Source organism: Coleofasciculus chthonoplastes PCC 7420, from assembly GCF_000155555.1.
Taxonomy (GTDB): Bacteria; Cyanobacteriota; Cyanobacteriia; order Cyanobacteriales; family Coleofasciculaceae; genus Coleofasciculus; species Coleofasciculus chthonoplastes_A.
Map to the genome: position 1 here is coordinate 12,686 of NZ_DS989878.1, position 26,233 is coordinate 38,918.

The following is a 26,233-nucleotide window of genomic DNA, read 5'->3' on the forward strand; positions in this document are numbered from 1 at the left end:
CGATTGTCCCTAAACCCGCCCCTACATTCTGTCTCAATCAGCCCCTCCATTCTGTCTCAATCTCTCCCGATAACTGAGTGATTGTGCAGCGGCAATTACGGCTTGTCCTAAGGATAGTCCTCCATCATTTGGTGGAACTCGGCTGTGTGTCAATACCTCCATACCCATTCTCTCTAAATTTTCCCTGACTTGGGTCAATAAAATCCGGTTTTGAAACACACCTCCGGTGAGGATTACTTGATTGCTGATTAAATCAGGACGTAACTGCTGAACCATAGTCGCGATCGCGTCGGCTAATCCTTGGTGAAATTTGGCGGCAATGAGGGACTTTGACACATCTTGCTGTAAATCGTCCAATAATGCAAGCCATAGGGGATAAGGGTCTAAAATTAATTCTGTTTCTTGATCTAGTTTGCCAATGTTAAAGGGATATGCGCCTACTTCTTTAACATAATTTAAGCTATCCGGCGTAACTAGGGCTTCCATTTCAATCGCGGCTTGCCCTTCATAGCTACAGTCTGCCCGACAAATCCCCAACGCTGCGGCTACTGCATCAAATAATCGTCCAACAGATGAGGCGAGGGGGGAGTTAATTCCTTTTTCGATCAGTTGATTTAGCAAGGGATGAGGTTTTTGATCCAGAAATTGGATTAGGTCTAAATCACTATACTCTTGTTTTAACTTGTTCCAGTCCCATGCTGCAATTAAATGGGCGTAGGTATTGCGCCAGGGTTGATAAATTGCCTGTTCGCCGCCAATCATGGCGATGGGTTTAAATTTACCTAATCGTTTAAATCCCTGATAATCAGCTAAGAGGAATTCTCCCCCCCAAATTGTGCCATCTTCACCATAGCCTAATCCATCTAAGGCGATTCCTAATATGGGGGGAGTATTGAGTGGGATATTATTTTCTGCCAGACAAGCGGCAATATGGGCATGATGATGTTGGATAGGATGTAAGGAAAGATGATTAGCAGTTGCTAGTTCTTGTCCTAGTTTCGTCGATAGGTATTCGGGATGTTTGTCTGTGGCGATCGCACTCGGTTTATGGTCAAATAAGTTTAGGTATAGATTTAGGGTATCCTGGTAAGCGTTAAAGGCGGCAGCATTCTCTAAGTCGCCTAAATGTTGAGATAAAATTGCTTGTCCATCTCGCAATAAACAGAAGGTATTTTTTAGTTCACTTCCCATCGCCAGAATCGGTGGACATTTTTCAAATCCTGGGGGTAAATTAATCGGTTTCGGGGCATATCCACGGGCGCGGCGTAGGGTTTGGATGTGGATATGTCTTGCCATAGTTCCTCTGTAGGGGCGGGTTTCACAATTATCGTTTTTTGTCACCCTGATGTGACTAAACCCGCCCCCATCAAAGTTTTGAAGTTGTCGTTTTGACTGGATAACTCGCACCACCGAATCATCGACACGATTGACAATATCACGGTTATGCAGCAGCAAATAATCAGCGATTTTGCCTAACTTTAAACTGGCATCTTGATTATCGATACATTGCGGTTCATCGGAGAGATTCCCACTGGTTAAAATAATCGGATAATCCAGCCGTTGCATAATCAGATGATGGAGGGGAGTATAAGGTAGCATAAACCCCAATGTTGTTTGTCCCGGTGCAACTGAATCCGCAATTTTGGCTGTAGAGACGCGCCATGGCGCGTCTCTACAATTTGCGCGGTTAGGGATAACATCAATTAAAACAATAGGCGCAGGGGGACTTTGGAATAATTCCTTTTCCTGATCATTCAAAGTACAATACTGTTCAATCACCTCCAAATCTCGCGCCATCAACGCAAAAGGTTTATGATACCGTTGCTTACGCGATCGCAACTGTTGTACTGTGGTTTCATTGGTGGCATCACAGGCTAAATGAATCCCGCCTAATCCTTTAATTGCCACAATTTCCCCTTGTTTCAGCAGGGTACAAACGGTATCAATGGGGTCAGATGTATCCATTTTTTCACCATTCGCCCGTTCTAACCATACCTTGGGTCCACAAACCGGACAAGCAATTGGTTGGGCGTGGAAGCGGCGATTTTCGATAGCAAGGTATTCCCTAGCGCAATCGGGACACATGGCAAAGTCTGCCATGCTAGTATGCTTACGGTCATAGGGAATCGAGCGAATAATAGAAAGGCGTGGACCACAATGGGTACAATTAGTAAACGGGTAATTGTACCAGCGCGATCGCGAATCAAATGTTTCGGCTTGACATTGGGGACAGGTGGCGGCGTCAGGGGGAATTTGAGTTTGAACCGTGCTATTAACACTCTGGGTAATAGTAAAGTCATGGAACGTGCGATCGCCTGGATAAGGAGTACGGTCAATCGATTCAATCTTGGCAAGGGGTGGGCAGTCTATTTGTAAGCGTTGCACAAAGTCTGCGATCGCCTCTGTTGTTCCTGATACGTAAATTAAGACACCTTGACCATCATTACAAACTTCTCCGACTAGATTACACGCCTTTGCCAAACGATACACCGTTGGGCGAAATCCCACCCCTTGTACCGTACCCCGCACGCGAATTTCTTCTTGGCTGATTATGGATGGATGATTGTTTATTGCCATTTGCCTAATCTAGACAATCCTCCGCTATTGTAATTGATAAAATAGTTCTATCAAGCGCCTAAATTAATGGATTAACTTGAGTTCGTAGTAAGGGCTTTAGCCCTAGATTTGCTTAGTTTTTCTGCCTCAACCCAACCTACACCTATTCTACCATTGTAACTGTGCCGTACCACCCAGCCAACTGATTAGCGGCTCAATCTTCAGCAATAAGTTATATCAAATTGTTTATCCATACAATGAAGGCTAACACTTCACCTCACTCAACAGGTTGAAAATAGACTTGCAGTCAACCTTGCCAAAATTCTGCGATCGCGTGACTCATCAACTCAGCCAAGCTTGATTGGTATATTATTAAGCCGCAAGTCCCTTAAGTCGTCTAAAGACGACTAAACACGAGTTTTAGTCCACTTCAGTGGACTTAAGCTATAAGCCAAGAACTTGAGTTCTTGGCGGGTGACGGGGGATTACTAAACGCTTAAAATATAAGTCTGAGTCTGACAGATTTAAGAGGAGTCAACAACTCACCGCTAAGTTCTATCGAACTATAGCGGGAGCTTGTAAAAACAGGCTCTAGTTGACCAGACTAAGTTCTACGAGAACTACGTTATTTAGCTCATGACACCCTAAGATGCGTGCCAGTTTTAGGCTCTGTCGTACAGTTTTAAACAGGTGTAGAGAGTTAAGCCAGTGAGCTGTACCTAACAAGGCTAGATAACATTGTCGAGGCTAACTTTACCAGTAATGAGAGGTGCAGTAATGCGCGTTTTCGTTCTAGACAAAAACTTACAGCCTCTTGACCCTTGCCATCCAGCACGGGCAAGAGAATTACTGAACAAAGGGAGGGCTAAAGCATTCAAGCGCTATCCATTTACTATTGTCCTGCAAGACAGAACCGTTGAAGAGTCAGTCACGCACCCACATCGGGTCAAAATAGACCCTGGCAGCAAAACAACCGGGATTGCTGTTGTCCAGGAAGAAACAGGGCGAGTAACAAGCGCCATTGAAATCTCACACCGAGGGCAACAAATTAAAGATTCCCTCTTAGCTCGCAGGTCATTAAGAAGGGGACGCCGTAACCGTAAAACCCGTTACCGCCAGCCTCGTTTCTTAAACAGAACCCGTAAAACCGGATGGCTACCACCATCGCTGGAGAGTCGGATTGCCAACATTGAAACTTGGGTACGACGGATTAAAAAACTCTGTCCGATTTCAGCCATCTCTCAAGAGCTAGTCAGGTTTGACTTGCAGCAAATGCAAAACCCTGAAATTAGCGGAGTTGAGTACCAAAGAGGTGAACTGTTTGGTTTTGAGGTCAAAGAGTATTTACTTGCCAAATGGAACAGAAAATGCGCTTACTGCGAGGTTGAAAACGTTCCGTTCGAGATTGAACACATTCTGGCAAAAAGTAAGGGTGGTTCAAACCGAGTTAGTAATCTTTGCCTTAGTTGTCATTCTTGTAACCAAGTTAAAGGGAACAGACCTGTTGAAGAATTCCTAAAAAAGAAGCCAGGAGTCCTTAAACGGGTATTAGCTCAAGCCAAAGCACCTCTTAAAGATGCCGCAGCCGTCAATGCTACCCGATGGGAACTGTATCGAAGGCTTCAGTCAACTGGTTTACCTGTAGAGGTAGGTTCTGGAGGTCGCACTAAGTTCAACCGTAAAACCAGAGGGATTGAAAAAGCTCACGCTTTCGATGCAGCCTGTGTCGGAGCATCTACTCCTGAACGATTATTAATTCGAGGAATCAAACCTCTAAAAATTGCCGCAAAAGGACGCGGAACCAGACAACGTTGTCGCCCTGATAAGTACGGATTTCCTAAAGCTCATGCTCCTAAAGCCAAGTATTTCCAGGGTTTCCAAACTGGCGACATTGTTAAAGCTGATGTTCAAAAAGGTAAGTTCGCAGGTCAATATATTGGTCGAATTGCGATTCGATTTAGACCTAGTTTTGTCTTGCAGTTACCAACACAAAAGTTTGATGTACATCCCAAATACTTGAGAACCATTCATAAAGCAGACGGCTATGAATACCAATCCTAAAAATAATGATTCGCTATCGCTCAATTTCAATGTTGGCGGCAATTCCCCTCCCGCTAACCTTCGGTATAACGGGAGTCCCCTTGCCGCATTTAAGATGGTTTTAGGTTGGGATGTTCTCAGGAAACCCAACATCAAAGGCTAAGGTTCCTTTACTACGAACGAACCTAGATGGTTTTTCCGCCACGTTGCGTCTGTTTTGCGATTTGTGGGTATTTCTAAGACTCGAATTCCTTTACTCGGTAATGAACTCAGTAATTGCTGCAATTGTTGCCACGATTCAATACGTTGATGTTCTACCCTATAGCTTAAACATAATTGTCTAAAGTCTATATGTTGGGGTGTGGCAAAGAATTCTTCAAAGGGTGGCTCAAAGTCGGAAATGGGTAACATCTCAAAAATACCACCGCCGTTATTGTTGATTAAAATGATGGTGAGATGACCGATCAGTTTATTTTTGAATAAAAAGCCATTGGTATCATGTAATAAGGCTAAGTCTCCTGTTAGCATCACCGCACTTTGATTCCGGTGAGCAATCCCTAATGCTGTTGATAAGGTTCCATCAATTCCATTAGCACCACGATTAAACCAGGGCTGAATCTCTGTATTTCCTGGAGACCAAAAAAATTCTACATCCCGCACGGGCATACTATTGGCAATGAATAAAGGTGTCCCTGTGGGCAAACATTGAGAGAGTATCCAGGCGGCTTTTCCTTCAAATAATTGAGTCATTTCTGCCATGGTTTGGTCAACGGCTGCTCTCACTTGCGTTTCTGCATCACACCATTTTTGCAGGTAATGTGGGTTTTGTTGGGATACGGTTTTCCCCTGTTCCTCTATCGGGGTGGGTGTGGTTCTGTTATCGGTTTTGTCCACAACGTTATCTGTCAAACCCGCCCCTACAGCCATATCTTTTTTATTATTCGTGGTTAGCCATTGTCCAATTTCTTCGATAGAAATCCGCAGATGCGTGGTTTTCCCATGGAGAGCATCTAAGTTATGATCACAAGGGTCAATAATCCAGCGTTGGGGTTGATAAGTATTTAACCAAGCGCGTAGTTCTTTACTGGTGGGAAGTTCGCCAATTTGAATAACAATAGTCGGTGTAAGCTGTTGAGCGAGTCGGCGATTCCGCAGAATTAAATCATAAGTAGAAATGAGATAAGGATTTAGGTTGGCGTAGTTTCTTAGGGGGGAAAGCCCTTCTGCTAATAGGGGAAAGTTTAGGGTTTGCGAGAGTTGGGCAACAGCATGACAATAGGCTTTGGGGTTTTGGGGTTGGGCTAAACCTGCAATAATTAAACCGCGATCGCACGCTTGCCAATCTGAGTAGGGAATCGTTTGCCCAGATACAGGAGAGGAGGGATGCACAGATGCGGGAGTAACCGCCCCAAAGAAGTCATCAGCCTGGAATTGGGATTGTAACCTAGTAGCGGCTGGATCAGGAATAGGTGCTAGAGGATCACGAAAGGGGCAATTTAAATGTACTGCACCGGGAGTAGGAAAGCGCGATCGCTCCCAGGCGTGAATTACGGTTTGTCGCAGATATCTCAACATCCCGATTTCCAGAGATGGTACAGCTAATTCGGTTTGCCAGTTGGGATAATTGCCATAGAGTTTTACTTGGTCAATAGTTTGCCCAGAGTGACAATCGCGCAGTTCTGGGGGACGGTCTGCGGTTAAAATTAATAGAGGAATCCGGCTTTCTCGTGCTTCAATAATCGCGGGATAGAAATTCGCCCCGGCTGTCCCCGAAGTACAAACCAACGCCACAGGTAACCCCGATTTTCGGGCAACTCCCAAGGCGAAAAACGCCGCCGAACGTTCATCGAGAATCGGAATTGCCTCAACTTGGCTGTGTTGTGCAAAAGCAACAGTAAGCGGGGTGGAACGTGAACCGGGACATAAGACGGCTGTAGTTAATCCCAACCGCGTTAACGTTTCCACCAGTATAGAAGCCCAGACAGTATTGGTATTACGAAAGTCAATTAGCATCGCATCCCATACTATAGCAGAAGCCAAGTTCTGTAGGGGTAAAACATGTCGTACCCCTACGATTCAGCGTCTGTGGGTCAATCCTAACTACAAACGAATCTCGGCTTTGACTAAATCATTACCTGCCCGTTCGAGATGGAAACCCACTTTTTCCGCCACCTTCTGCATCGGCACATTTTCTGCCAGAATATCAGCAGTAATCCGCGTCAGTTTCTCTTGGCGACCCACTTGAATAATGCGTTGCAGTAATTCCGTCCCTAAGCCGCGACGCTGATAGGGGTCACTAATTAACATAGCGAATTCCGCTTCATTAATCCCATGCATCTTGCTCAATCGCGCCACGCCCAAGATTTGATGCTTTTTCGTCTCCGGATCTTTATAGTCCGCCACCAGTGCCATTTCCCGATCATAGTCAATAAAGCAGATGCGGGTTAATCGTTCATGGGCAATCCGCCGACTCAGCTTCATTAAGCTGAAATAACGCAAATAGACACTTTCTTCCGATAGCGTTTGGTGGAATTGCACGATTAAAGGTTCATCCTCTGGACGAATCGGACGAATCTTCACGGGCGTACCATCATTAAGCTGCCATGGGGTGACGTACTGCCGAGGATAGGGACAAACCGCCGTTTTCGGGAGTTGGTTTTCCTCAACGTCAAGATCTTGGAGGATAATCCGGGCATCTAGGGCGATGAGTCGATCCGAAGATGCTTGCAGGGGATTGATATCAATTTCCTTGATCCAACGCTGTTCAATCACCAATTGACTAAAGCGAACCATAATCTGCTCAAGTTCGGCTAAATCAACGGCTTGACGCCCCCGCACCCCTTTGAGTGCCTTATAGATTTGCGTCTGTTCGATCATCCGCCGCGCTAGGGTGGTATTCAGGGGCGGTAGCGCGATCGCCCGATCCTTGAATACCTCAACTAACTGTCCCCCAGACCCAAAGACTAACACGGGTCCAAACTGGGGATCAACGATGCTGCCAATAATCAGTTCATAAGCACCATCCTGGTGCACCATTTGTTGAACCGTAACACCTAAGAAATGTTCGGCACCGACTTTCTCCGTCACCGTTGATTGAATCCTGTTATACGCCCAGCGCACCGCTTCTTCATCGGTGAGATTTAACTGAACCCCACCCACATCAGTTTTATGGGTAATAGTTTCCGAGAAGAGTTTCAACACCACCGGGTATCCCAGGGAATTCGCCCAATTCACCGCATTCTCTTCTGTTTTTGCCACCCCAGTATGTACAATCGGGATATTATAGGCAGCGAGGAGTTGTTTCGATTCCAACTCCGTCAGAATCGTCCGTCCCGCCTTGCGTGCCGTTTCAATCATCTGCTGCGCCAAAGCGCGATCGGGTCCGGTTTCTTCGGATGATGGTAAAATCGGCGTTTCGTAGATCCCACTCAGGTTGTAGCTGTACTGCCACATTAAATTAAATAACCGCGCCGCATCATCGGGGTAGGGATAGGTGGGAATGCTGGCACGGTTGAGTAAGGTTTCCCCAGTTTTGGTTTCTGATCCTCCCATCCAACTAGCAAACACGGGTTTACCAGCTTTCTGGGCATAAGGTTTTAACTGTTCGGCAATCTGAGTCGGATCTGTCATGGCTTGAGGCGTGAGAATCACCAACAAGCCATCGCTGTTGGGATCTTCAACCGCAATATCTAAAGCTTTGGTATAGCGATCGGGGTCAGCATCACCGAGAATATCAATGGGATTACCATGACTCCAATGGGGGGGCAGGATTTCGTTAAGGGCAGTTACCGTATCCTCAGAGAGTTCCGCCAATGCACCACCCGCACTAATTAAGGCGTCTGTTGCTAACACCCCTGGTCCCCCAGCATTGGTAATAATGGTCAAGCGAGGTCCTTTGGGACGACGGGGTTGTTTCGCCCACACCTCTGCCATATCAAACAGTTCGGAGATAGTATTCACGCGAACTACACCACAGCGGCGGAAGGCAGCATCGAGGACATCATCGCTTCCGGCTAAAGAACCGGTATGGGAGGCTGATGCCTTGGCAGCGGCTTCGGTGCGCCCGGTTTTAATTACGATAATCGGCTTGGTTAATGCCACTTCCCGCGCCGCTGAAAGGAACGATCGCGCATCGCCAATGGATTCCATATAAATGACGATGCTATGGGTGTGGGGATCATCACCGAGATAGTAAATCAGATCCCCCCAATTCACATCCATCATCGAACCAATGGAAATAAAGGCACTAAAGCCCACATTTTCCCAGAAACTCCAATCTAGGACAGCGGTACATAATGCCCCACTCTGACTAATAAACGCCAAATTACCCGGACGCGCCATGGTACTGGCGAAGGTAGCATTTAACCCACTGCGCGGACTCATTAAACCCAGGCAATTCGGACCAATAATTCGCATTTTGCCCCGGGCGGTTTCCAGGATTTGTTGTTCTAACTCGACTCCCTTCGGACCAATTTCTTTAAATCCCGCTGAAATAATAATCGCACTTTTGACGCCAACCTCAACACATTCTTGGACGACTCCGGGTACGAAAGGGGCGGGTATGGCAATGATCGCCAGATCCACGGGATCAGGTATGTCTTTAATACTGGAATAAGCAGGAATTCCCAAGACACTATGGCGTTTGGGATTGACTGGAAAAATGGTTCCCCCGAAGGGATTACTCATTAAATTCCATAGCAGGGTTCGCCCCACACTGCCCTCTTTATCCGTCGCCCCAATCACAGCAACGGTATCGGGGGCGAAGAAGGAGTGCAGAGGTTGACGTTCCGAACGCAGAATATCATACGCTGGATCGGTGGTTGGTTTAAGTGGCTTAACCATTGTTTTTTCCTTTCCTTAATTAATACGTCTGGGGAAAAATTGAAACGGAACGGTTAACACTGAACACACAAGGATTAAAACCTAGGGTTCTCCCTGATAATCTGCCATCTCAGTTGGGGAAGGTGGGGAAGACGTTTTGATTGTGTAGGGGCGGGTTTTACTACTATCGTTTCTTACCTCACCCAGATGAGACTCGCGCCCGCCCAGACTGAGTTCCAAATTAACTCACAACTCCTTCATCTCGACGCAACCGGATGATTTTCGAGTTGGCGATTCCGCTGGTATTGCCAACAGGCGATGAATATGAATCAGGGCGTCGGTAACTCCCTGTTGGGCAATGGGTGAGAGGGTTTCGCCAAACTCGAAGTCAACAGCGGGGATAGTAACCAGCCAAGCGGAGGGAGAATGATTATAAAGGACTTGGGCTAACGCTAACAGCGATCGCGGATCACAATGATGCCCGACCGAGATTGTATCAGCATCCTCCGATCGCAGGGGAAAGACTTGCACCGTGGCTGTCTCTCCAGATACCGGATAAGCATCCACAAAAATCGCCCCATCCACCGTAGCTAAGGTTTGTGCCAATTCTGGAGTCAGTTGGTGCAGGGGAAGCGATCGCACTCCCAGGTATCCCCACTCTTGTACCTCCATTGCCACAACTTGACCCACACCGTCATCCCGCCGCAGCGTATTCCCATAGCCAATCACCACCCATTGGTCATTTGTCATTGGTCTTATGTCCTTTGTCCTTCGTCAGGCTTGACTGGATGTTTACAGACCGTAACCTCATTCCCCTTGATCTCCACTGACCTAACTTAGCAGTATTCTAACTGGACTTCTTTTTTGTGATTTTGCAAATACTTCACTACCTCTTCTACTAAATTTCGGCGGATGGAAATGTTTTTGGGTAACAGCGGATTTTGGTAAAATTCGTTAATTTTCTGCCCCACCAAGAAAAGTACCGAATCCGCCATCAAGATTTCCTTAGCCAGAAGCGCCGCCCCATTGCGATCACTCGGTAGGCGATCGATATCACATTTACATTTTTTTAAGATTTCTAGGCTTTTGGAGATCGTTAATATCCCTTCAGTTACCAGGTCAATTTGGCTTAACTTACCAATCGGCGGCAAATCTGGTCGCATCGTGGCAATATCCATTTCCACCTCTTCACCCAGATATTTCCCCACAATATTCCCCGTGGTGCCACCACAGATCACTTTTCTCCCCTCAAAATTTAATAAGCGTTCCACATAAACCTGATCGTGACGTTGATCTAGAGGGGGTCCAGTAAAAATCATTAACTCATTACGCTTTCGCACACAGACGCCCACAAACGTGGCATCATCCCCAATTTTCCCTTGATAGAGGTTGTGCGTTTCGCCAATCACTTTACGGACAATATTACGAGCAGTGTAGGTATCCCGAATATATAGGCTTTCAATGTATTTGGCAATATTTTCCCAGCCCCAGCCAAAATTTAAGACCGCACCCAGCCCCGCATACAAGACGCCATCACTAATCGCCCCCAGGAAATCTCCCCGTTCTAAATGCCCTTCGGAAATAACAATGTCTTTCTCCAGAATTTTCTCGGTTCGCGTTTCAACCGGGACAGGTTTTCCTTTCCTAAAATGAAAAATGGGGGGGTTGTCAAAGTTTATAACTTTAAATTTATTAGTTTTATGATTAATCCGAATTATAGTAAACGTGGCGTAAGCAATTTTCCGGACACTACAAATTGGCAACGTACCAATCACCGTTTCAATTACCTCAGTTAGAGGCAGATCGGCATTCAACATGGTGATCAAGATTTCCGTCGTCAGCGTTGCCAGGATATTCGCCTTGACACCACTTCCCAACCCATCCGATAAAACAATCGTCGTTTTATCCTTCGTCTTGATAAACTTAACCTGATCGCCACATAGTTCCTCTCCCTTTTTATTTAAGCTTAAATCATAGATATCTAGAAAATGATCACGACTCATAAGCTTTTATATTATATAGTTAAACGACTTCTTCCCCTGCTTCCAGACGCGCCATGGCACGTCTCTACATTGCTCCCAGACGTAGCATGCTACGTCTCTACATTGCTCCCCCAGGTATCCCTACTACCCCATCTCCTGTTCCACCATTTGAATAATCTTCAATAGACTCACCTTCGTCGTTGCCGTTGTTTCTCCCAATATCCCCGCAATTTCTTGGACAACTTTCATTTGATTATCCACCACCTCATTAACCTTTTCCACCGTTTCTCGCTTAACTTTGATCAATTCTCGCTTACGCTGTAACTCATAACTCATATTCACCAAAATAGCTGCAATTATATTTTCCTCTTTAATCGGAAAAATAACTTCTCTGACATAAAGTTGGTGATTAGCGTACTCTTTTTCCTTCCCCTGAATCACCTCATCATTATCCCAGACTCGTTGAAAATCACTGACATCTGTCAAAATAGTGGAGGCGGACTCACCAATAGCCGCCTCCTGTTCCACATTAAACATTTTGCAAAAGGCAGGATTTACCAGCTTGATTGTCATATCTTTATCCACGACAATCAAACCGTTGGGATCATACCGCCACAATAATTCCCACAAACTCTTATCATTACTTGTCATAGTATTTATTATTCTTCAAGCTGCTATGCCAAAGCTAACTGAAATTTATTGTTCCCTGTTACACACCGAGCAAAGCCGAGGTGTTCCCTCTCCCTATACATCATTGAATACAAGATACATCATTGAATACAAGGCAGAATCTCTTGTTTAAACTTTTGCTCAACATTGTTAGCATTGATATTGACAAAAAATTTATCCTTAAACTTCATCACAATACCAGCGCTACAGGTTTCCAAACAAAAGGAACCCTTTAATTCAACTTTATCCTCCAAATTGTATGTGCTAATCAACTGCTGAATTTTGGGTAATACTTCATAAACACCCAATTGATGACAGGCTGAACCCATACATAAATAGAGATTTTCTTTCCCATCCATGATCTACACCTCAATCTTACTGCACATGCAACCCTTGTCTTTGAAAGATTTCCATAACCTGCTGCACCTGTTGGGGGGTTGGCGAGGGTGTGTCTTTAAGCTGATAGTCATACCCTAGTTGTTGCCATTTATACTCTCCCATTTTGTGAAACGGCAGAATTTCTACGTTTTCCACATTACCCAAGCTAGAGACAAACTGGGCTAATCCCTCAATACTCTCTAGGTTATCGGATAAATTGGGAACTAGGACAAAGCGAATCCAGGTTGGCTTTTTAATCTCACTCAGATACTGGGCAAATGCGAGTGTCGGTTCTAGGGAAACGTTGGTAATCTTAAAATAAATTTTGGGATCAAAGGATTTGATGTCCAACAAGACCAAATCGACATGATCCAACACGGGTTTAGCGACATCCAAATTGACATAACCCGACGTATCTAGGGCGGTATGAATCCCTTGGTCTTGGCAGCGTCGGAAAATTTCGCGGACAAACTCCGGCTGCATCAAGGGTTCACCCCCTGTTATGGTAACGCCGCCGCCGGAAAAGCGCATGTAGGAACGATACTTTGGGATCTGGGTCATCAGTTCATCAACGGTAACCTCTTGACCTTCACGGATACAGCGGCTATCCGGATTGTGACAATAGAGACAACGTAAGGGACAACCCTGGGTAAAAATAACAAAGCGGATACCTGGACCATCCACCGTACCGCAGCTTTCTAAGGAGTGAATGCGTCCTTTTACAGAGGTTTTGGGAGTGGCGATTGGGGATTGAGAAATTGATGATTGCATTACCATAGTTCAAATGTTGAGTTTGTAGGGGCGGGTTTGACGAGTATCGTTTACGAAACAGATGTAACTCAACCCGCCCTGACTTGGCTTTGCCGTGTTAGTTGGTGGGCAATGCCCACCCTACGGGATATCTAGGATTTCGGCGAACCAGAACTATTGCACCTAAATCCGTTCGTGGAATGTGCGGTTAATCACATCCAGTTGTTGTTCGCGGGTTAACTTAATAAAGTTCACCGCATAACCCGATACCCGAATCGTTAACTGCGGGTATTTCTCTGGATGATCCATCGCATCAAGCAGGGTATCGCGATTGAAGACATTGATATTGATATGATGACCTTCGTCATGGAAATACCCATCCAGCATTCCCACCAAATTAGTCACCTTCGCCTCATCCGTCTTACCCAACGCTTGCGGCACAATGGAGAACGTATAAGAAATCCCATCTTGGGCATGTTCATACGGTAGTTTCGCCACTGAAGCCAACGCTGCGATCGCGCCATTGCTATCACGACCATGCATCGGGTTCGCACCTGGGGCAAAGGGTTCCCCAGCTTTGCGCCCATCAGGGGTACTTCCGGTCTTCTTCCCGTACACTACATTGGAGGTAATCGTCAGAATCGACTGGGTAGGAACAGCGCCGCGATAGGTCTTATTCTTGCGGATTTTATCCATAAACGCTTTCACCAGGTTGGCAGTAATGTCATCCACCTGATCATCGTTATTGCCAAACTTGGGATAATCTCCTTCCACTTCATAGTCTACGGCGAGACCCTGATCATTGCGAATAACTTTCACCTTGGCATATTTAATCGCCGATAACGCATCGCCAACCACCGACAAGCCAGCAATCCCACATGCCATTGTCCGATAAACATCCCGGTCATGCAGCGCCATTTCCAAACGCTCATAACAATATTTATCGTGCATATAGTGGATTACATTCAAGGTATTGACGTAGAGTTTCGCCAACCACTCGATCATTTGGTCGAATTTTCCCATCACCTCGTCATAATCGAGGTACTCTGAGGTAATCGCTGCTAGTTCCGGACCGATTTGTTCGCCCGCTTTTTCATCCTTACCGCCATTAATCGCATAGAGTAAGGCTTTCGCCAGGTTAACCCGTGCGCCAAAGAACTGCATCTGTTTGCCAATCGGCATTCCCGATACACAGCAGGCAATGCCATAATCATCACCATAGTGCGATCGCATCAGGTCATCGTTCTCATACTGAATCGAACTGGTTTCTACCGATACCTTGGCGCAGAACCGCTTAAAGTTCATCGGTAGCCGTTCTGACCACAGTACCGTTAAATTCGGTTCCGGTGCCGGACCTAAGTTATAAAGCGTATGCAAGAAACGGAAACTCGTCTTCGTTACCAACGGACGACCATCTTCACCCATTCCGCCAATGGCTTCGGTTACCCAAACTGGGTCACCAGAGAACAGTTCGTTATAAGCCGGCGCCCGCAGGAAGCGCACCATCCGCAGTTTCATCACAAAATGGTCAATTAATTCCTGCGCCTCGGATTCATTCAGCGTGCCATTATTTAAATCCCGTTCCACATAAATATCCAGGAACGTAGACACCCGTCCCAAGGACATCGCCGCGCCATTTTGTTCCTTCACCGCACCCAAATAGCCAAAGTACGTCCACTGTACCGCTTCTTGGGCAGTTGCCGCCGGACGGCTAATATCACAGCCATAGCTAGCTGCCATTTCCTGAAGTTCATTTAGCGCCCGGATTTGTTCAGAAATTTCTTCCCGTTGCTGAATAACCGACTCATCAATCGCATCGAATTCCAGAGAATCTTGCTGCTGTTTTTTATCAGCAATTAAACGGGTGATTCCATATAATGCCACCCGGCGATAGTCCCCAATAATTCGACCCCGACCATAAGCATCCGGTAATCCCGTAATAATGCCAGAATGTCGTGCTTTTCGCATTTCCCGTGTATAGGCATCAAACACCCCATCATTATGGGTTTTGCGATACTGAGTGAAAATCTCTTCCGTTTGGGGATCAAGCTGATAGCCGTAAGCTTCCAGGGATTTCTTGACCACTCGGATACCACCCAAGGGCATAATTGCCCGTTTTAAAGGTTTATCGGTTTGGATACCGACAATTTGTTCCAGGTTTTGATCAATATAACCCGGTGAATGGGCGGTGATACTGGTGGGGACTTTGGTATCGACATCTAAAATACCTTTTTCCCGCTCTTGCTGCATCAAATCGCAGACATTTTGCCAGAGGGTTTTCGTCCGTTCCGTTACTCCGGCAAGGAAAGAATCGTCTTCTGTATAGGGGGTGTAGTTCTTTTGGATAAAATCCCGGACATTAATTTCATTCGTCCATTTACCGGGATTAAAATCCTGCCATTGTTCGCATAAGGCGCTAGCTGTCTCATGCTTTTGCGTAGTAGATGTGTTAGGTACGACTGTCCCAACCATAGGCATTATTTCCCTCTTTTTTTGTGCAAACTTTTGAACGTTAGACGTAGCCCTGACCATTTTTTGGAGAAATTTTGGTCAACAGTCTAAGGTGATTGTGGTTCTACTAAAAACTCGTAGCGTTTTATTTGTACCTCAGGCTCTTGACTCTAGTCATGGGTCTATAGGAAGAACAGTAAGGTTTATCCTAACTAAATCTATTCCTTGCGGTCTATTTAGCCTGGATGTTTACCGCTCTCTCTAACTGTCTATCTCTATCGTAACTCCATGGATATTAAATCAGCAAATTTTGGAGAAGTCAATCTAATTCTTTACAAATATTTTTTATGTCAAGGTTGGATGATTTTTCTATAAACTGTGCGGAGAATACTACCCTCGCTCAGGGTATCAGGAGAGGGACAAAGGACGTATTGCATGGACGCCGGGACTTGGCTAAATCGAGGATAAACCCATGTCTAGCAATATCCAAATCCATCCCATAATCACCACCAATAAGCTGTAGGGGCGAGTCGCTGCATCAATGTTCGGTGCGAGAATTAACCTATATCGACTCGCCCCTGTCTAAATGCGGTGTTGGAGCATTACTGATACCGGGTGGGGGCAACCCGATCAAATTAAGGGTTGGGGCGGGTTGCACCATTTTTACCTTTAATTGACGATACCTGATACAGGGCGACCCGATCAAATTAAAGGTTAGGTGGTGTTAATTGGGTACGGCGGGTCGCCCCTACAATTGTTTTTATAACCCACGCTATATTTTGGGGAAAGTTTGGCGCGTAAACCCGCCCCTACATAAAGACGCGCCATGGCACGTCTCTACATGATTCTATCTCCCTACCTTGATATCAACCTGTCACCACAAAATTGACCAGCTTTCCTGGTACAACAATCACCTTTTTCACCGTCTTACCCGTGATATAACGCTGGGCAACCTCTGACTCCCTAGCGTACTGTTCCAACGCTGATTTATCGGAATCAGCAGGAACCTGAATGGTGCCACGGGTTTTACCCATGATTTGAATGACCAACGTAATCTCATCAGCCACTAATGCCTCTGGTTCAAAAGTACACCAGGGTTGTAGGTGAACCGAGTCCGTGTGACCAATTCCATGCCATAACTCTTCAGCAATATGGGGGGCAAAGGGGGCTAATAACAGAATCAGAGTCTCGATTCCTTCGGCGTAAACGGGGGAGTCTTTGCACTTAGCATCACCGAGGGCGTTGCTGAGTTTCATTAACTCGGAAACCGCTGTATTAAATTGATACTCCCCATCTAAATCATCAGTGACTTCTTTAATCGCCGTGTGAACTGCCCGCCGCAGGTCTTTTTCCGGTTTACTTAACTCCGGGGGAATGGTGGTGGAACGGTTGGTTACTTTTGCCGCAAACTCCTCCACCAAACGCCAAACCCGGTTCAGGAAACGGAACTGCCCTTCCACATCCGCATCATCCCATTCCAAGTCTTTTTCGGGGGGGGCTTTAAACAGGATAAACATACGGGCGGTATCGGCACCATATTTGTTAATTACCGCTTCGGGTGCAACCCCGTTATATTTAGATTTGGACATGGTTTTGTAGGAAACCTCCAGCGTTTCCCCAGTTTCTGGGTCTTTGGGGTCACTGGGGTTGACGTCCACCGAGGGAACCCATTTCCCAGTTTTGGGGTTCATATAGGTTAACCCCTGCACCATCCCCTGAGTCAACAGACGCTGGAACGGTTCATCAAAATTAAGTAAACCGCGATCGCGCAAAACTTTAGTGAAGAAACGGGAGTACAATAGGTGCAAAATCGCGTGTTCGATGCCACCCACGTACTGGTCTACGGGCATCCAGTCATTGGTTTTACTGGAGTCAAACACCTGCTGGTCATTATTCGCATCCGGATAACGCAGGAAATACCAGGACGAATCAATAAATGTATCCATCGTATCCGTTTCCCGTTTCGCGGCTGTACCACAGGTGGGACAAGGCACATCTACCCATCCCTCCACCTGGGATAACGAAGCGACACGCCCCCCACTCATGGCTACATTTTCCGGTAATGCTACAGGCAGATCTTGCTCCGGAACCGGGACAATGCCACAATCAGGACAGTAAATTACCGGAATCGGTGCGCCCCAATAGCGTTGGCGAGAAATTAACCAATCCCGCAGGCGATACTGTATCCGGGCTTTCCCCCATCCTTTACGTTCGGCGTAGTTGACAATCTCTGCTTTGGCGGAAATAGATTCCATCCCATTAAACAAGTCAGAATTCACCACCACACCGGGTTCAGTATACGCCTGTTTCGGTTCAGCTTTCGGGTCAGCCGCATCTGCAGGTACAATCACCGTCTTGATGGGTAACTGCTGTTCCTTGGCAAATTGGAAATCTCGCGCATCATGGGCGGGAACTCCCATCACCGCCCCTGTGCCATATTCATAGAGGACGTAATCGGCAATCCAGATGGGAATTTCTTCCCCAGTAAACGGGTTAATCGCCTTACCCCCGGTGGGAATCCCCCGTTTCGGCTTATCCTCAGCCGTGCGTTCCAATTCGCTTTCCTGAGTCACCTCCTGAATAAAGGCGTCAACCTCAGTTTTGCGGTCAGGAGTCGTCACTTTTGGGGTTAAGGGATGTTCCGGCGCTAACACCACATAGGTGACGCCATAAACCGTATCGGGGCGAGTGGTAAACACACCGATTTTTTCCTCTAACCCGATAATCGGAAACTCTAAATAAGCACCGACGGATTTGCCAATCCAGTTGGCTTGCATCAACTTCACCCGTTCGGGCCATCCGTCTAGCTTATCTAAATCGTTGAGTAATTGTTCGGCATAATCGGTAATTTTCAGGAACCACTGGCGTAAGAGTTTCCGTTCCACTTTCGCACCAGAACGCCAGGAACGCCCCTCGCTATCCACCTGTTCATTGGCGAGTACGGTTTGGTCAATCGGGTCCCAGTTGACAGCGGCTTCTTTCTGATAAGCTAAGCCGGCGTGAAGAAACTGCAAAAAAATCCACTGCGTCCACTTATAGTAGTCCGGCGCACAGGTCGCCAATTCCCGGTTCCAATCGTAGGACAATCCCAGACGCTTTAACTCAGACTGCATCTGAGTAATATTTTGATACGTCCACTTAGCGGGATGGACACCGCGTTGAATCGCCGCATTTTCCGCAGGTAGCCCAAAGGCATCCCACCCCATCGGATGCAGGACACGATAGCCCTGCATCCGGCTTTTGCGGGCAATGACATCGGTAATCGTATAGTTACGGACGTGACCCATGTGCAGGTTGCCCGATGGATAGGGAAACATGGACAGGGCATAGAATTTGGGCTTATCTGCCTTGTCCTGGGTTTGGTCTAGGTTTTGGTGTGACCAACTGGTTTGCCACTTTTCCTCTATCTCGACGGGGTTATAACGCGACTCCACAAAAGAATCTCCTACAGGGTTGAACTCATCCGTTCTAACAATTTTGGCACATCATCAGGGGAGATGAGGAATTTGTATGTAGTAAGGGCTTTAGCCCCTTACCATCTTGGGTTGACTACTAGCGTGACAGCGTGACAGCGATAGCAAGAAGAGGCGATTGAAATCAAGGTTTCCCAACCCGTGAAGCAATATTCACAATGACCACAGGCACTATGCAGCCAAGGAACACCGACGCGATCGCCTTCTTTATATAACGTTACGCCATCACCCACAGCGGCGACATAACCCGCGCCCTCATGTCCAGGAATAAAAGGCAAGGTAGGCTTTACGGGCCAATCCCCATCCGCTGCATGTAAGTCAGTATGGCAGACACCACAGGTAGCAGTACGGATGAGAACTTGTCCAGCTTGGGGTTCTGGAATCGGAACCTCTTCAATTGATAGGGGTTCGCCAAATTTATGCACCACAGCGGCTTTCATCGTCTTTGCCATAACCTTTATCCTCTCTGAATCGTCGGATTTGCTTGGCTTAATTTTATGTTCACCTCCCCTAGGATTGCACCCTCGCAGGGAGGATATATGGGGGGAGAGTTTTGACCCTTCATAATAATGTTCTGACGATTGCCCATAATTGCAATGCTTTAAAAATCAGGATTATTATCATCCACCTAGCTTGTTGATCCAGTAACTCCAGTTAGTGATCAAAAGAAGTCATAAGTAGGTAGGTAGGGACGTGCCATGGTACATATTAATTATAGGGACGGGTTTAGGCATTGTAGGGGCGGGTTTAGGGACTAACGCTAATTAAGAGCTGATAACTTAACAACAAAACCCGCCCTTATTCAACCCGATAATTGACCGATAATTGACCAACAAAATCCGCCTTTAGATGCTTCGCTTCGCTCAGCATGACAGATTATACCAGAAAGCAATACCTTGAGACAAACCCCTCCCTAACCCTCCCCTTATCAAGGGGAGGGAATTCACAACGTCATAATTCAATCACATCGCCACATCTTAATCGTTTTATCCGCACTCCCACTGACAAGAATTTGCCCATCTAAACTGATTGCCACGGCATGTACAGCCGCCGCATGACCTTTGAGGGTGCGAAGTTTCCGTCCTTTTCTAACCTGCCACAATTTAATCGTTTTATCGGCGCTACCACTAGCAAGAATCTGCCCATCGGGACTAAATGCTACCCCATTTACAGTATCATGATGCCCTTTTAAGGTTCGCAGTATCCGTCCACTACTGAGTTGCCAGAGTTTAATCGTTCCATCGGCACTCCCACTGGCTATAATCTGCCCATCGGAACTAAATGCTACCCCATTTACAGTATCATGATGACCGATAAGCGTATGGAGTTCCCGCGCCTTTCCCACCTGCCATAATTTAATCGTTTTATCGGTGCTACCACTGGCGATAATCTTGCCATCTGGACTAATTGCCACCCCATTGACTCCAGCAGTATGACCCTTAAACGTGCGTAGTTCTCGCCCTTTAGCCAGAGACCAAAGTTTAATCGTTTTATCATCGCTACCACTGGCAATTAACTTACCATCGGGACTAATTGTCACCGACTTAATTCCAGCAAATAAACCTGAATGTCCGGTTAAAGTTCGCCGTTCCTTCCCGGTACTAAGTTGCCAAAGTTTAATCGTTTTATCATTCCCCCCACTCACCAACATTTTCCCATCAGGACTAATCGCAATGGATTGAACATAGCCAAACCTCCCTGCATGTCCTTTGAGGGTGCGCTGTTCCTTTCCCGTTTGTACATCCCATAATTTAATGGTTCCATCTGTACTACCACTAACCACTGTTTCTCGATCTGGACTAATCGCAACGGCGTAAACAAAGTAAGTATGACCTTTAAGAGTATGAACACAGCGCCAGTTCTGCTGGAGTGGCTGCAAGACTACATTTTGTAGCTTACTAATGCAGAAAAGGACATCTTGATAGTCTCGCAAATCTTGGTATTGCCAATACAGACTAGCGGCTTGATTAAAATCCGCGATCGCATATCGGTATTCGCCCAGTTGAGAATACGCCAGTCCGCGATATTTATAGGCTTTAACCAAGTCAAAATCCAGCCAGATCGCTTTACTAAAATAGTCGATTGCTTGCTGATATTGACAATCCTTTGCCAGTTCCATTCCCCACTGGTAATAGGTTGTCGCATCCACATCCTGGTCAACTTCTGGTTGAGGTAACACCGGAGTGTATGACTTCAGATTTTGGTAAGCCTCATTTATTTTTTTAAGTTTCTCTTGTCCTTTAGCTTGTCGTTGTGGATCATCAGGAAAACGATCCGGATGCCAATGTCTAGCTAATTCCCGATAGGCTTGTTTAATTTCTGCTAAAGATGCACCCGGTTGCAGTCCCAAAATTATATAATACTGATTAAGCTGATCCATAACAATTATGAATTATCTGAATTATAAATTATAAATCATAAATCATAAATTATAAATTTTATTTTTCCCGTTTCTTAACCCATGACGAATGACAAATGACAATCTTATTGATACCGCCAAATCTTAATTGTGCCATCGCCACTCCCACTAATAATCATTTGTCCATCTTGACTCAATGCAATCGAATTCACATCCCTGGTATGTCCCGCTAACGTCGCCGCCACCTTACCACCATGCAAATCCCACACCTTAATTGTGGTATCAGCGCTACCACTAACCAACATTCGTCCATTATGACTAAATTTTACCGTTCGCACCCAATCTGCATGTCCTCTGAGAGTAGCCAAGAGTTTACCATTGCCTAAATGCCATAATTTAATCGTCGTATCGCTACTACCACTAGCGAGTATTTTCCCCTGGGGGTCAATCGCCACAGAATTGACATCCCGTTCATGACCTGTAAAAGTATTTACTAATTCACCATTATCCAGACACCATAACTGCACCGTGTTATCACTACTCCCACTAACCAAAAATTGCCCATCGGGGCTAAAGGTAACTGAATTAATCCCGCGTAAATGGTAGAAGGTGTGGAGTAAAGTGCCAGTCTCAATTTCCCAGACTTTAATAATTTGGCGATCGCAACCACTAGCCAAAAATTGCCCATCAGGACTTATTGCCAAACAAATCGACACTCTGGCATCGAAATAATCCGCGATCGTACAGCTTACAAAACCGGATTGCCACTGCCATAATTCGATCGTGTCATCCACACTACCACTCGCCAAAATTTGACCGTTAGGACTAAACGCCACCGACAACACAGGTTTTATATGTTTGATCAACGTATGCAACAATTCCCCTGTCTGAATATTCCACAATTTAACCGTTTTATCAAAACTTCCACTCGCCAGACATTGTTCATCGGGACTAATTGCCACTGAACAAACCGAACTTGAATGACCGATTAGCGTATAAATGCATTTCCATGTTTTTTTCTGAGGAATAAGTTGATGAATTGTCGGTATAGTTAACCTTTGAACTTGAGCAAAATAGCGGTGACGTGTCGTCAATGAATCAGGATTCAAGTCCTGTAAAACATCTCGCGCTTTTTGATAGCGCCGCCGAACAGGACGTTGCAACAATTTATCCAGAACTTGCCCTAATTCCGGACTCAGGGATGTAGTTAAATAATCTCGCCACACCCAATCTCCCTCATTCACACAATAAAGTTCTAAGGGATGGCGTCGAGTCAACAGATGAATACAAGTAACACCCAGACTATACAAATCACTCGCAAAAAACGCTTGACCTAACGCCTGTTCTGGTGCCGCATAGCCAGCAGAACCAATAATTGTTCCTTTGCGAGTGAGAGCAGTAATCGTGGCAAATTTAGCCGCACCAAAATCCACAAGTACCAGTTGTCCTTTTCTTGCTCCCTGGAAATTGGAGCAAGAACGACAAATCACATTGGCTGGCTTAATATCCCGATGAATAACATTATGACTGTGAATAAAATCGAGCAATAGCAGCAAACTATTGAGTAAGTCTCGAATTTGCTGTTCAGTGAAAGCACCTTGATCGATCAACATTTGAGCTAAATCATATCCCGGAATATATTCTTGTACCAAATACTGGCGATTATGCCGATTAAAATGGGCAAATAGTTCTGGAATTTGGGGATGGTAACCCAAATCATCAAGACGCACCGCTTCTTGCTCAAACAGTTCCGCCGCTTTCTGGACAGTATCGGTTCCTTGAGCTTGAGGATAAAATTGTTTGATCACACAATGCGGCTTAGATGGTTTATCCTCATCCACCGCTAAAAACGTTCTACCAAATCCCCCCTGTCCAATCAATCGCAGCCCCCGATAACGCTCTCTCAATAGTAAATTTGACCCACAAGTTTGGCAAAATTGATTACCATCGGGGTTCTGAGGCTGTAGGCATTTAGGGTTGAGACAGTAGCTCATAATTTGTTTATGTCATTTGTTTATGTCATGTGTCATTTGCATCCAAGCCGTAGGAATGCACGAGTGTACTGTATGTATCTATAGTAAACCTTCCACGCACTGGCGACAGAGACAGCGATCGCGTCCCTTATTACTCTCAGTTTAACTCTGGGTATTATCTTGTAACCAAGCGGTTAAATTGCTAACATCAGTGAAGGTTAGGACAGCATCGGCTAAGGCTTCTAGTTCCCCAGAGGATAATTGACGGAGGCGGGTTTGCAGTTCTGGCGCGATCGCTCCGATACGACGTTCTAATAAACGCACGATTAATCCAATTTCTCCTTCTTGTTTGCCTTGTTCTAAACCTTGCTCTAAACCCTGTTCTAAACCCTGTTCAATGCCTTTCAAAATAGCACCTTGTTGGTCTTCTAGAAACATCTGTTGCTTCTCTATCGTTTCTAATTCTGCCAGGGTTAAGTTCGCTTGATTGGCAATTCTAAACGCTTTTTGAATAGCCACCACTTCATCCATTTTTTCCGGTACACTGTCTAGATTGCTCGTTTGTTTCATGAAATAAATCCATTTGTCGGTTAATGTATTTAATTCGTTTAACTCTTTTTGAAAATTCGGTAATTCTACAAAAACCAATTCTAGGGAACGTTCAGGATATATAAATAAATCCTGCATATCGGCAAAAGTAAATCGAGAAATAACTTTATTTCGCTGAGGAAACATTTGAAAGTCTGTAATTGTTAAGGCAATGACAGAATTTAGTCTAGAGTATCCTTCTCCCGATTTAAGTTGAGTCGCAAATGTTTTAGCCGCATTGAAGACAACCCTTTTATCAAAAGCGACAACATTTAAGACTTGCATTTCAATGATGACAATTTTATTTCCGGTGATTTTTGCCTTAACGTCCAGAAACGTATCTTTGAGAGCAGGAATAGTCGGCTGCAAATATGGATCAATAATTTCCAAGTCTTCTATGGTTGGATTACCTTCATAGAGAAGCGCATTTAAAAAACTTATTAGGATATCTTTACTATCGGCAGATCCGAATATTTTCTTGAAAGCAAAGTCTGTTTTTGGGTTGATAAAAGTCATATATCGATCCTAATTTAGTTGCTAAACTATAGTTTATACTGGGGAACAACGAAGCAAATACTTCACCAATTATCGAGGTTGGCTAAGCTGTCACACATTTAAATTTGGAATGGGTAGCGAGCAAGATGCAAAGCCTGCGGCATGGCTTCGCTAAAGCCTGCGGCATGGCTTCGCTAAACGCATTACAAGGGTTTTGCCGTTTTTGACATTAAGGTTTAAATGCCGAACAGCTTATAGATAAGAGGGGACTATAAAATATTGTATTATGTTCTCAAGTTATTGACAGATAGAATCTTAATCGCGGCGCGAGGTTCACTGGACTGGAGTTCAGGCGCGATCGCACTCCTGTTGCCTACGCCATATTTTGATGGTCTTATCGCTACTCCCACTAATCAATCGCTGCCCATCGGGACTGAAAACCACGGATGTCACCGCCCCTGCATGGTCAGATAAAGTGTCAATTAACTCCCCATCCTCCAGATTCCAGAGTTTCAGGGTTTGGTCACAACTTCCACTAACTAAGATTTTACTATCCAGACTAAAGGCAAGACAGCGCACCTGATCAGTATGTCCCTTTAATGTATACCTTTCCTGTCCAGTTCTCATGTCCCATACTTTAATGGTCCAGTCTGCACTTCCACTCGCCAGCCATTGTCCATCGGGGCTAAATATAACCGCATAAATTCCCCTTTGATGTCCGTTGAGTGTGATCGTATCGTTGCGAACAGAGGAACGCACATCCCAGAGTTTAATCATGCCATCCCGACTCCCACTCGCCAAGATTTGTCCATCGGGACTAAAGGCTACTGTATGAATTTTGTCCCCATGTCCTTTAAAAATGCGTTTTTGGGCTAACGTATTAGCATCCCAAAGCTTTACAGTACAGTCAGCACTCCCACTTGCCAAGGTTAAACCATCAGGACTAAAGGCGACGGCGAGAAAATAGTAAAAATAGCCCTTTAGACTACGTTTCTGCTGTCCAGTGCGAGTATCCCACAGCTTAATCGTATGATCCGCACTACCACTGGCTAAGGTTTGTGCGTGAGGATTAAAGGCGATGGATAAAACTGGCTGGGAATGTCCTTTAAGGATGAGGTGTTTTTGTTCAGTTTGAATATCCCACAATTGGATTGTATTGTTAATCGTGTTAGTGGCGATAATCTGCCCGTCTGGATGAAGTGTAAGCGTGGTAATTGGCGCTAAATTTCCGGTTATAGTGTTGACACATTGCCATCGGGGAATGGTGTCTGGTAAAAGCGGTTGAATTTCTACAGCAGGCTCAATCGTGGGAGAATTGGGTTCTGGGGTTGGGAATTGTGCGATCGCACTCTGTAATTCCGTAATCTGGGATGGGAGAGAGTCTAAGTTAGTAACTTGTTGCTGGAGTTGTGCGATCGCACCCTGTAATTCCGTAATCTGGGATGGGAGAGAGTCTAAGTTAGTAACTTGTTGCTGGAGTTGTGCGATCGCGGTTTCTGTCTGTTGATGAGTCTTCTGATCAAATCGCCCTCGATTAGCTAGATTTAATCCCAGAGTAATCGTAATCGGTGCGGCGGCGTAAACCGCCTGCTGAGTGGCGGCGGCGATAACCGTTCCCAATCCTGAACCAGCGAGGAAAAGGTATTCGGTAATCTTTAGCCAGTGGCGGTTACTCATAGCGGGTGCAACGGGAAATGG

At 45.6% G+C, this 26,233-nt stretch carries 15 protein-coding genes and 1 pseudogene; 1 reads left to right on the top strand and 15 read right to left on the bottom strand.

The window, feature by feature from the left end:
• Positions 1-33 precede the first annotated feature (33 nt).
• Complete coding sequence (gene hypF / locus MC7420_RS43100) at positions 34-2,577, bottom strand: carbamoyltransferase HypF (protein WP_006106180.1); 2,544 nt, start codon at positions 2,575-2,577, stop codon at positions 34-36.
• A 756-nt stretch (positions 2,578-3,333) separates the two neighbouring features.
• Between hypF and iscB the strand changes: the two genes are divergently transcribed.
• Complete coding sequence (iscB, locus tag MC7420_RS33025) at positions 3,334-4,617, top strand: RNA-guided endonuclease IscB (RefSeq protein ID WP_006099328.1); 1,284 nt, start codon at positions 3,334-3,336, stop codon at positions 4,615-4,617.
• Positions 4,618-4,755: 138 nt separating this feature from the next.
• On the opposite strand, the gene menD is transcribed toward iscB, so the two are convergent.
• The 14 genes and pseudogenes from menD to MC7420_RS33095 all read right to left on the bottom strand — a co-directional run bounded on the left by menD (position 4,756) and on the right by MC7420_RS33095 (position 26,212).
• A complete protein-coding gene (gene menD, locus MC7420_RS33030; RefSeq protein WP_006106207.1) occupies positions 4,756-6,609 on the bottom strand; it encodes a 2-succinyl-5-enolpyruvyl-6-hydroxy-3-cyclohexene-1-carboxylic-acid synthase in 1,854 nt (617 codons plus the stop codon).
• An 87-nt stretch (positions 6,610-6,696) separates the two neighbouring features.
• On the bottom strand, positions 6,697-9,438 hold the full coding sequence (locus tag MC7420_RS33035) for a bifunctional acetate--CoA ligase family protein/GNAT family N-acetyltransferase (protein WP_006106188.1): 2,742 nt from the start codon (positions 9,436-9,438) through the stop codon (positions 6,697-6,699).
• Between the two features lie 225 nt (positions 9,439-9,663).
• A complete protein-coding gene (locus MC7420_RS33040) occupies positions 9,664-10,167 on the bottom strand; it encodes a hydrogenase maturation protease (protein ID WP_006106224.1) in 504 nt (167 codons plus the stop codon).
• 86 nt (positions 10,168-10,253) lie between these two features.
• Positions 10,254-11,420 (bottom strand): SpoIIE family protein phosphatase, encoded by a 1,167-nt coding sequence (locus MC7420_RS33045; protein ID WP_006106165.1) that lies wholly within the window; start codon positions 11,418-11,420, stop codon positions 10,254-10,256.
• Positions 11,421-11,543: 123 nt separating this feature from the next.
• Positions 11,544-12,050, bottom strand: a complete 507-nt coding sequence (locus tag MC7420_RS33050; protein ID WP_006106174.1) for a PAS domain-containing protein — start codon at positions 12,048-12,050, stop codon at positions 11,544-11,546.
• Between the two features lie 119 nt (positions 12,051-12,169).
• Positions 12,170-12,427: a (2Fe-2S) ferredoxin domain-containing protein gene (locus MC7420_RS33055; RefSeq protein WP_006106178.1), complete on the bottom strand. Its 258-nt coding sequence runs from the start codon at positions 12,425-12,427 to the stop codon at positions 12,170-12,172.
• 16 nt (positions 12,428-12,443) lie between these two features.
• On the bottom strand, positions 12,444-13,217 hold the full coding sequence (pflA, locus tag MC7420_RS33060; protein ID WP_006106166.1) for a pyruvate formate-lyase-activating protein: 774 nt from the start codon (positions 13,215-13,217) through the stop codon (positions 12,444-12,446).
• A 162-nt stretch (positions 13,218-13,379) separates the two neighbouring features.
• On the bottom strand, positions 13,380-15,668 hold the full coding sequence (gene pflB, locus MC7420_RS33065) for a formate C-acetyltransferase (RefSeq protein WP_006106221.1): 2,289 nt from the start codon (positions 15,666-15,668) through the stop codon (positions 13,380-13,382).
• Positions 15,669-16,513: 845 nt separating this feature from the next.
• Entirely contained in the window at positions 16,514-19,081 is a 2,568-nt protein-coding gene (gene leuS / locus MC7420_RS33070) for a leucine--tRNA ligase (protein ID WP_006106179.1), read from the bottom strand.
• 164 nt (positions 19,082-19,245) lie between these two features.
• Positions 19,246-19,572, bottom strand: a pseudogene (locus MC7420_RS43660) (alcohol dehydrogenase catalytic domain-containing protein); the annotation flags it as partial.
• Between the two features lie 506 nt (positions 19,573-20,078).
• A complete protein-coding gene (locus MC7420_RS33080; protein ID WP_006106195.1) occupies positions 20,079-21,500 on the bottom strand; it encodes a DnaJ domain-containing protein in 1,422 nt (473 codons plus the stop codon).
• A 104-nt stretch (positions 21,501-21,604) separates the two neighbouring features.
• A complete protein-coding gene (locus MC7420_RS33085; protein ID WP_006106218.1) occupies positions 21,605-23,473 on the bottom strand; it encodes a WD40 repeat domain-containing serine/threonine-protein kinase in 1,869 nt (622 codons plus the stop codon).
• Positions 23,474-23,614: 141 nt separating this feature from the next.
• A complete protein-coding gene (locus tag MC7420_RS33090; protein WP_006106215.1) occupies positions 23,615-24,556 on the bottom strand; it encodes an Rpn family recombination-promoting nuclease/putative transposase in 942 nt (313 codons plus the stop codon).
• A gap of 327 nt (positions 24,557-24,883) precedes the next feature.
• On the bottom strand, positions 24,884-26,212 hold the full coding sequence (locus tag MC7420_RS33095) for a WD40 repeat domain-containing protein (protein ID WP_006106194.1): 1,329 nt from the start codon (positions 26,210-26,212) through the stop codon (positions 24,884-24,886).
• Between the last annotated feature and the right edge of the window lie 21 nt (positions 26,213-26,233).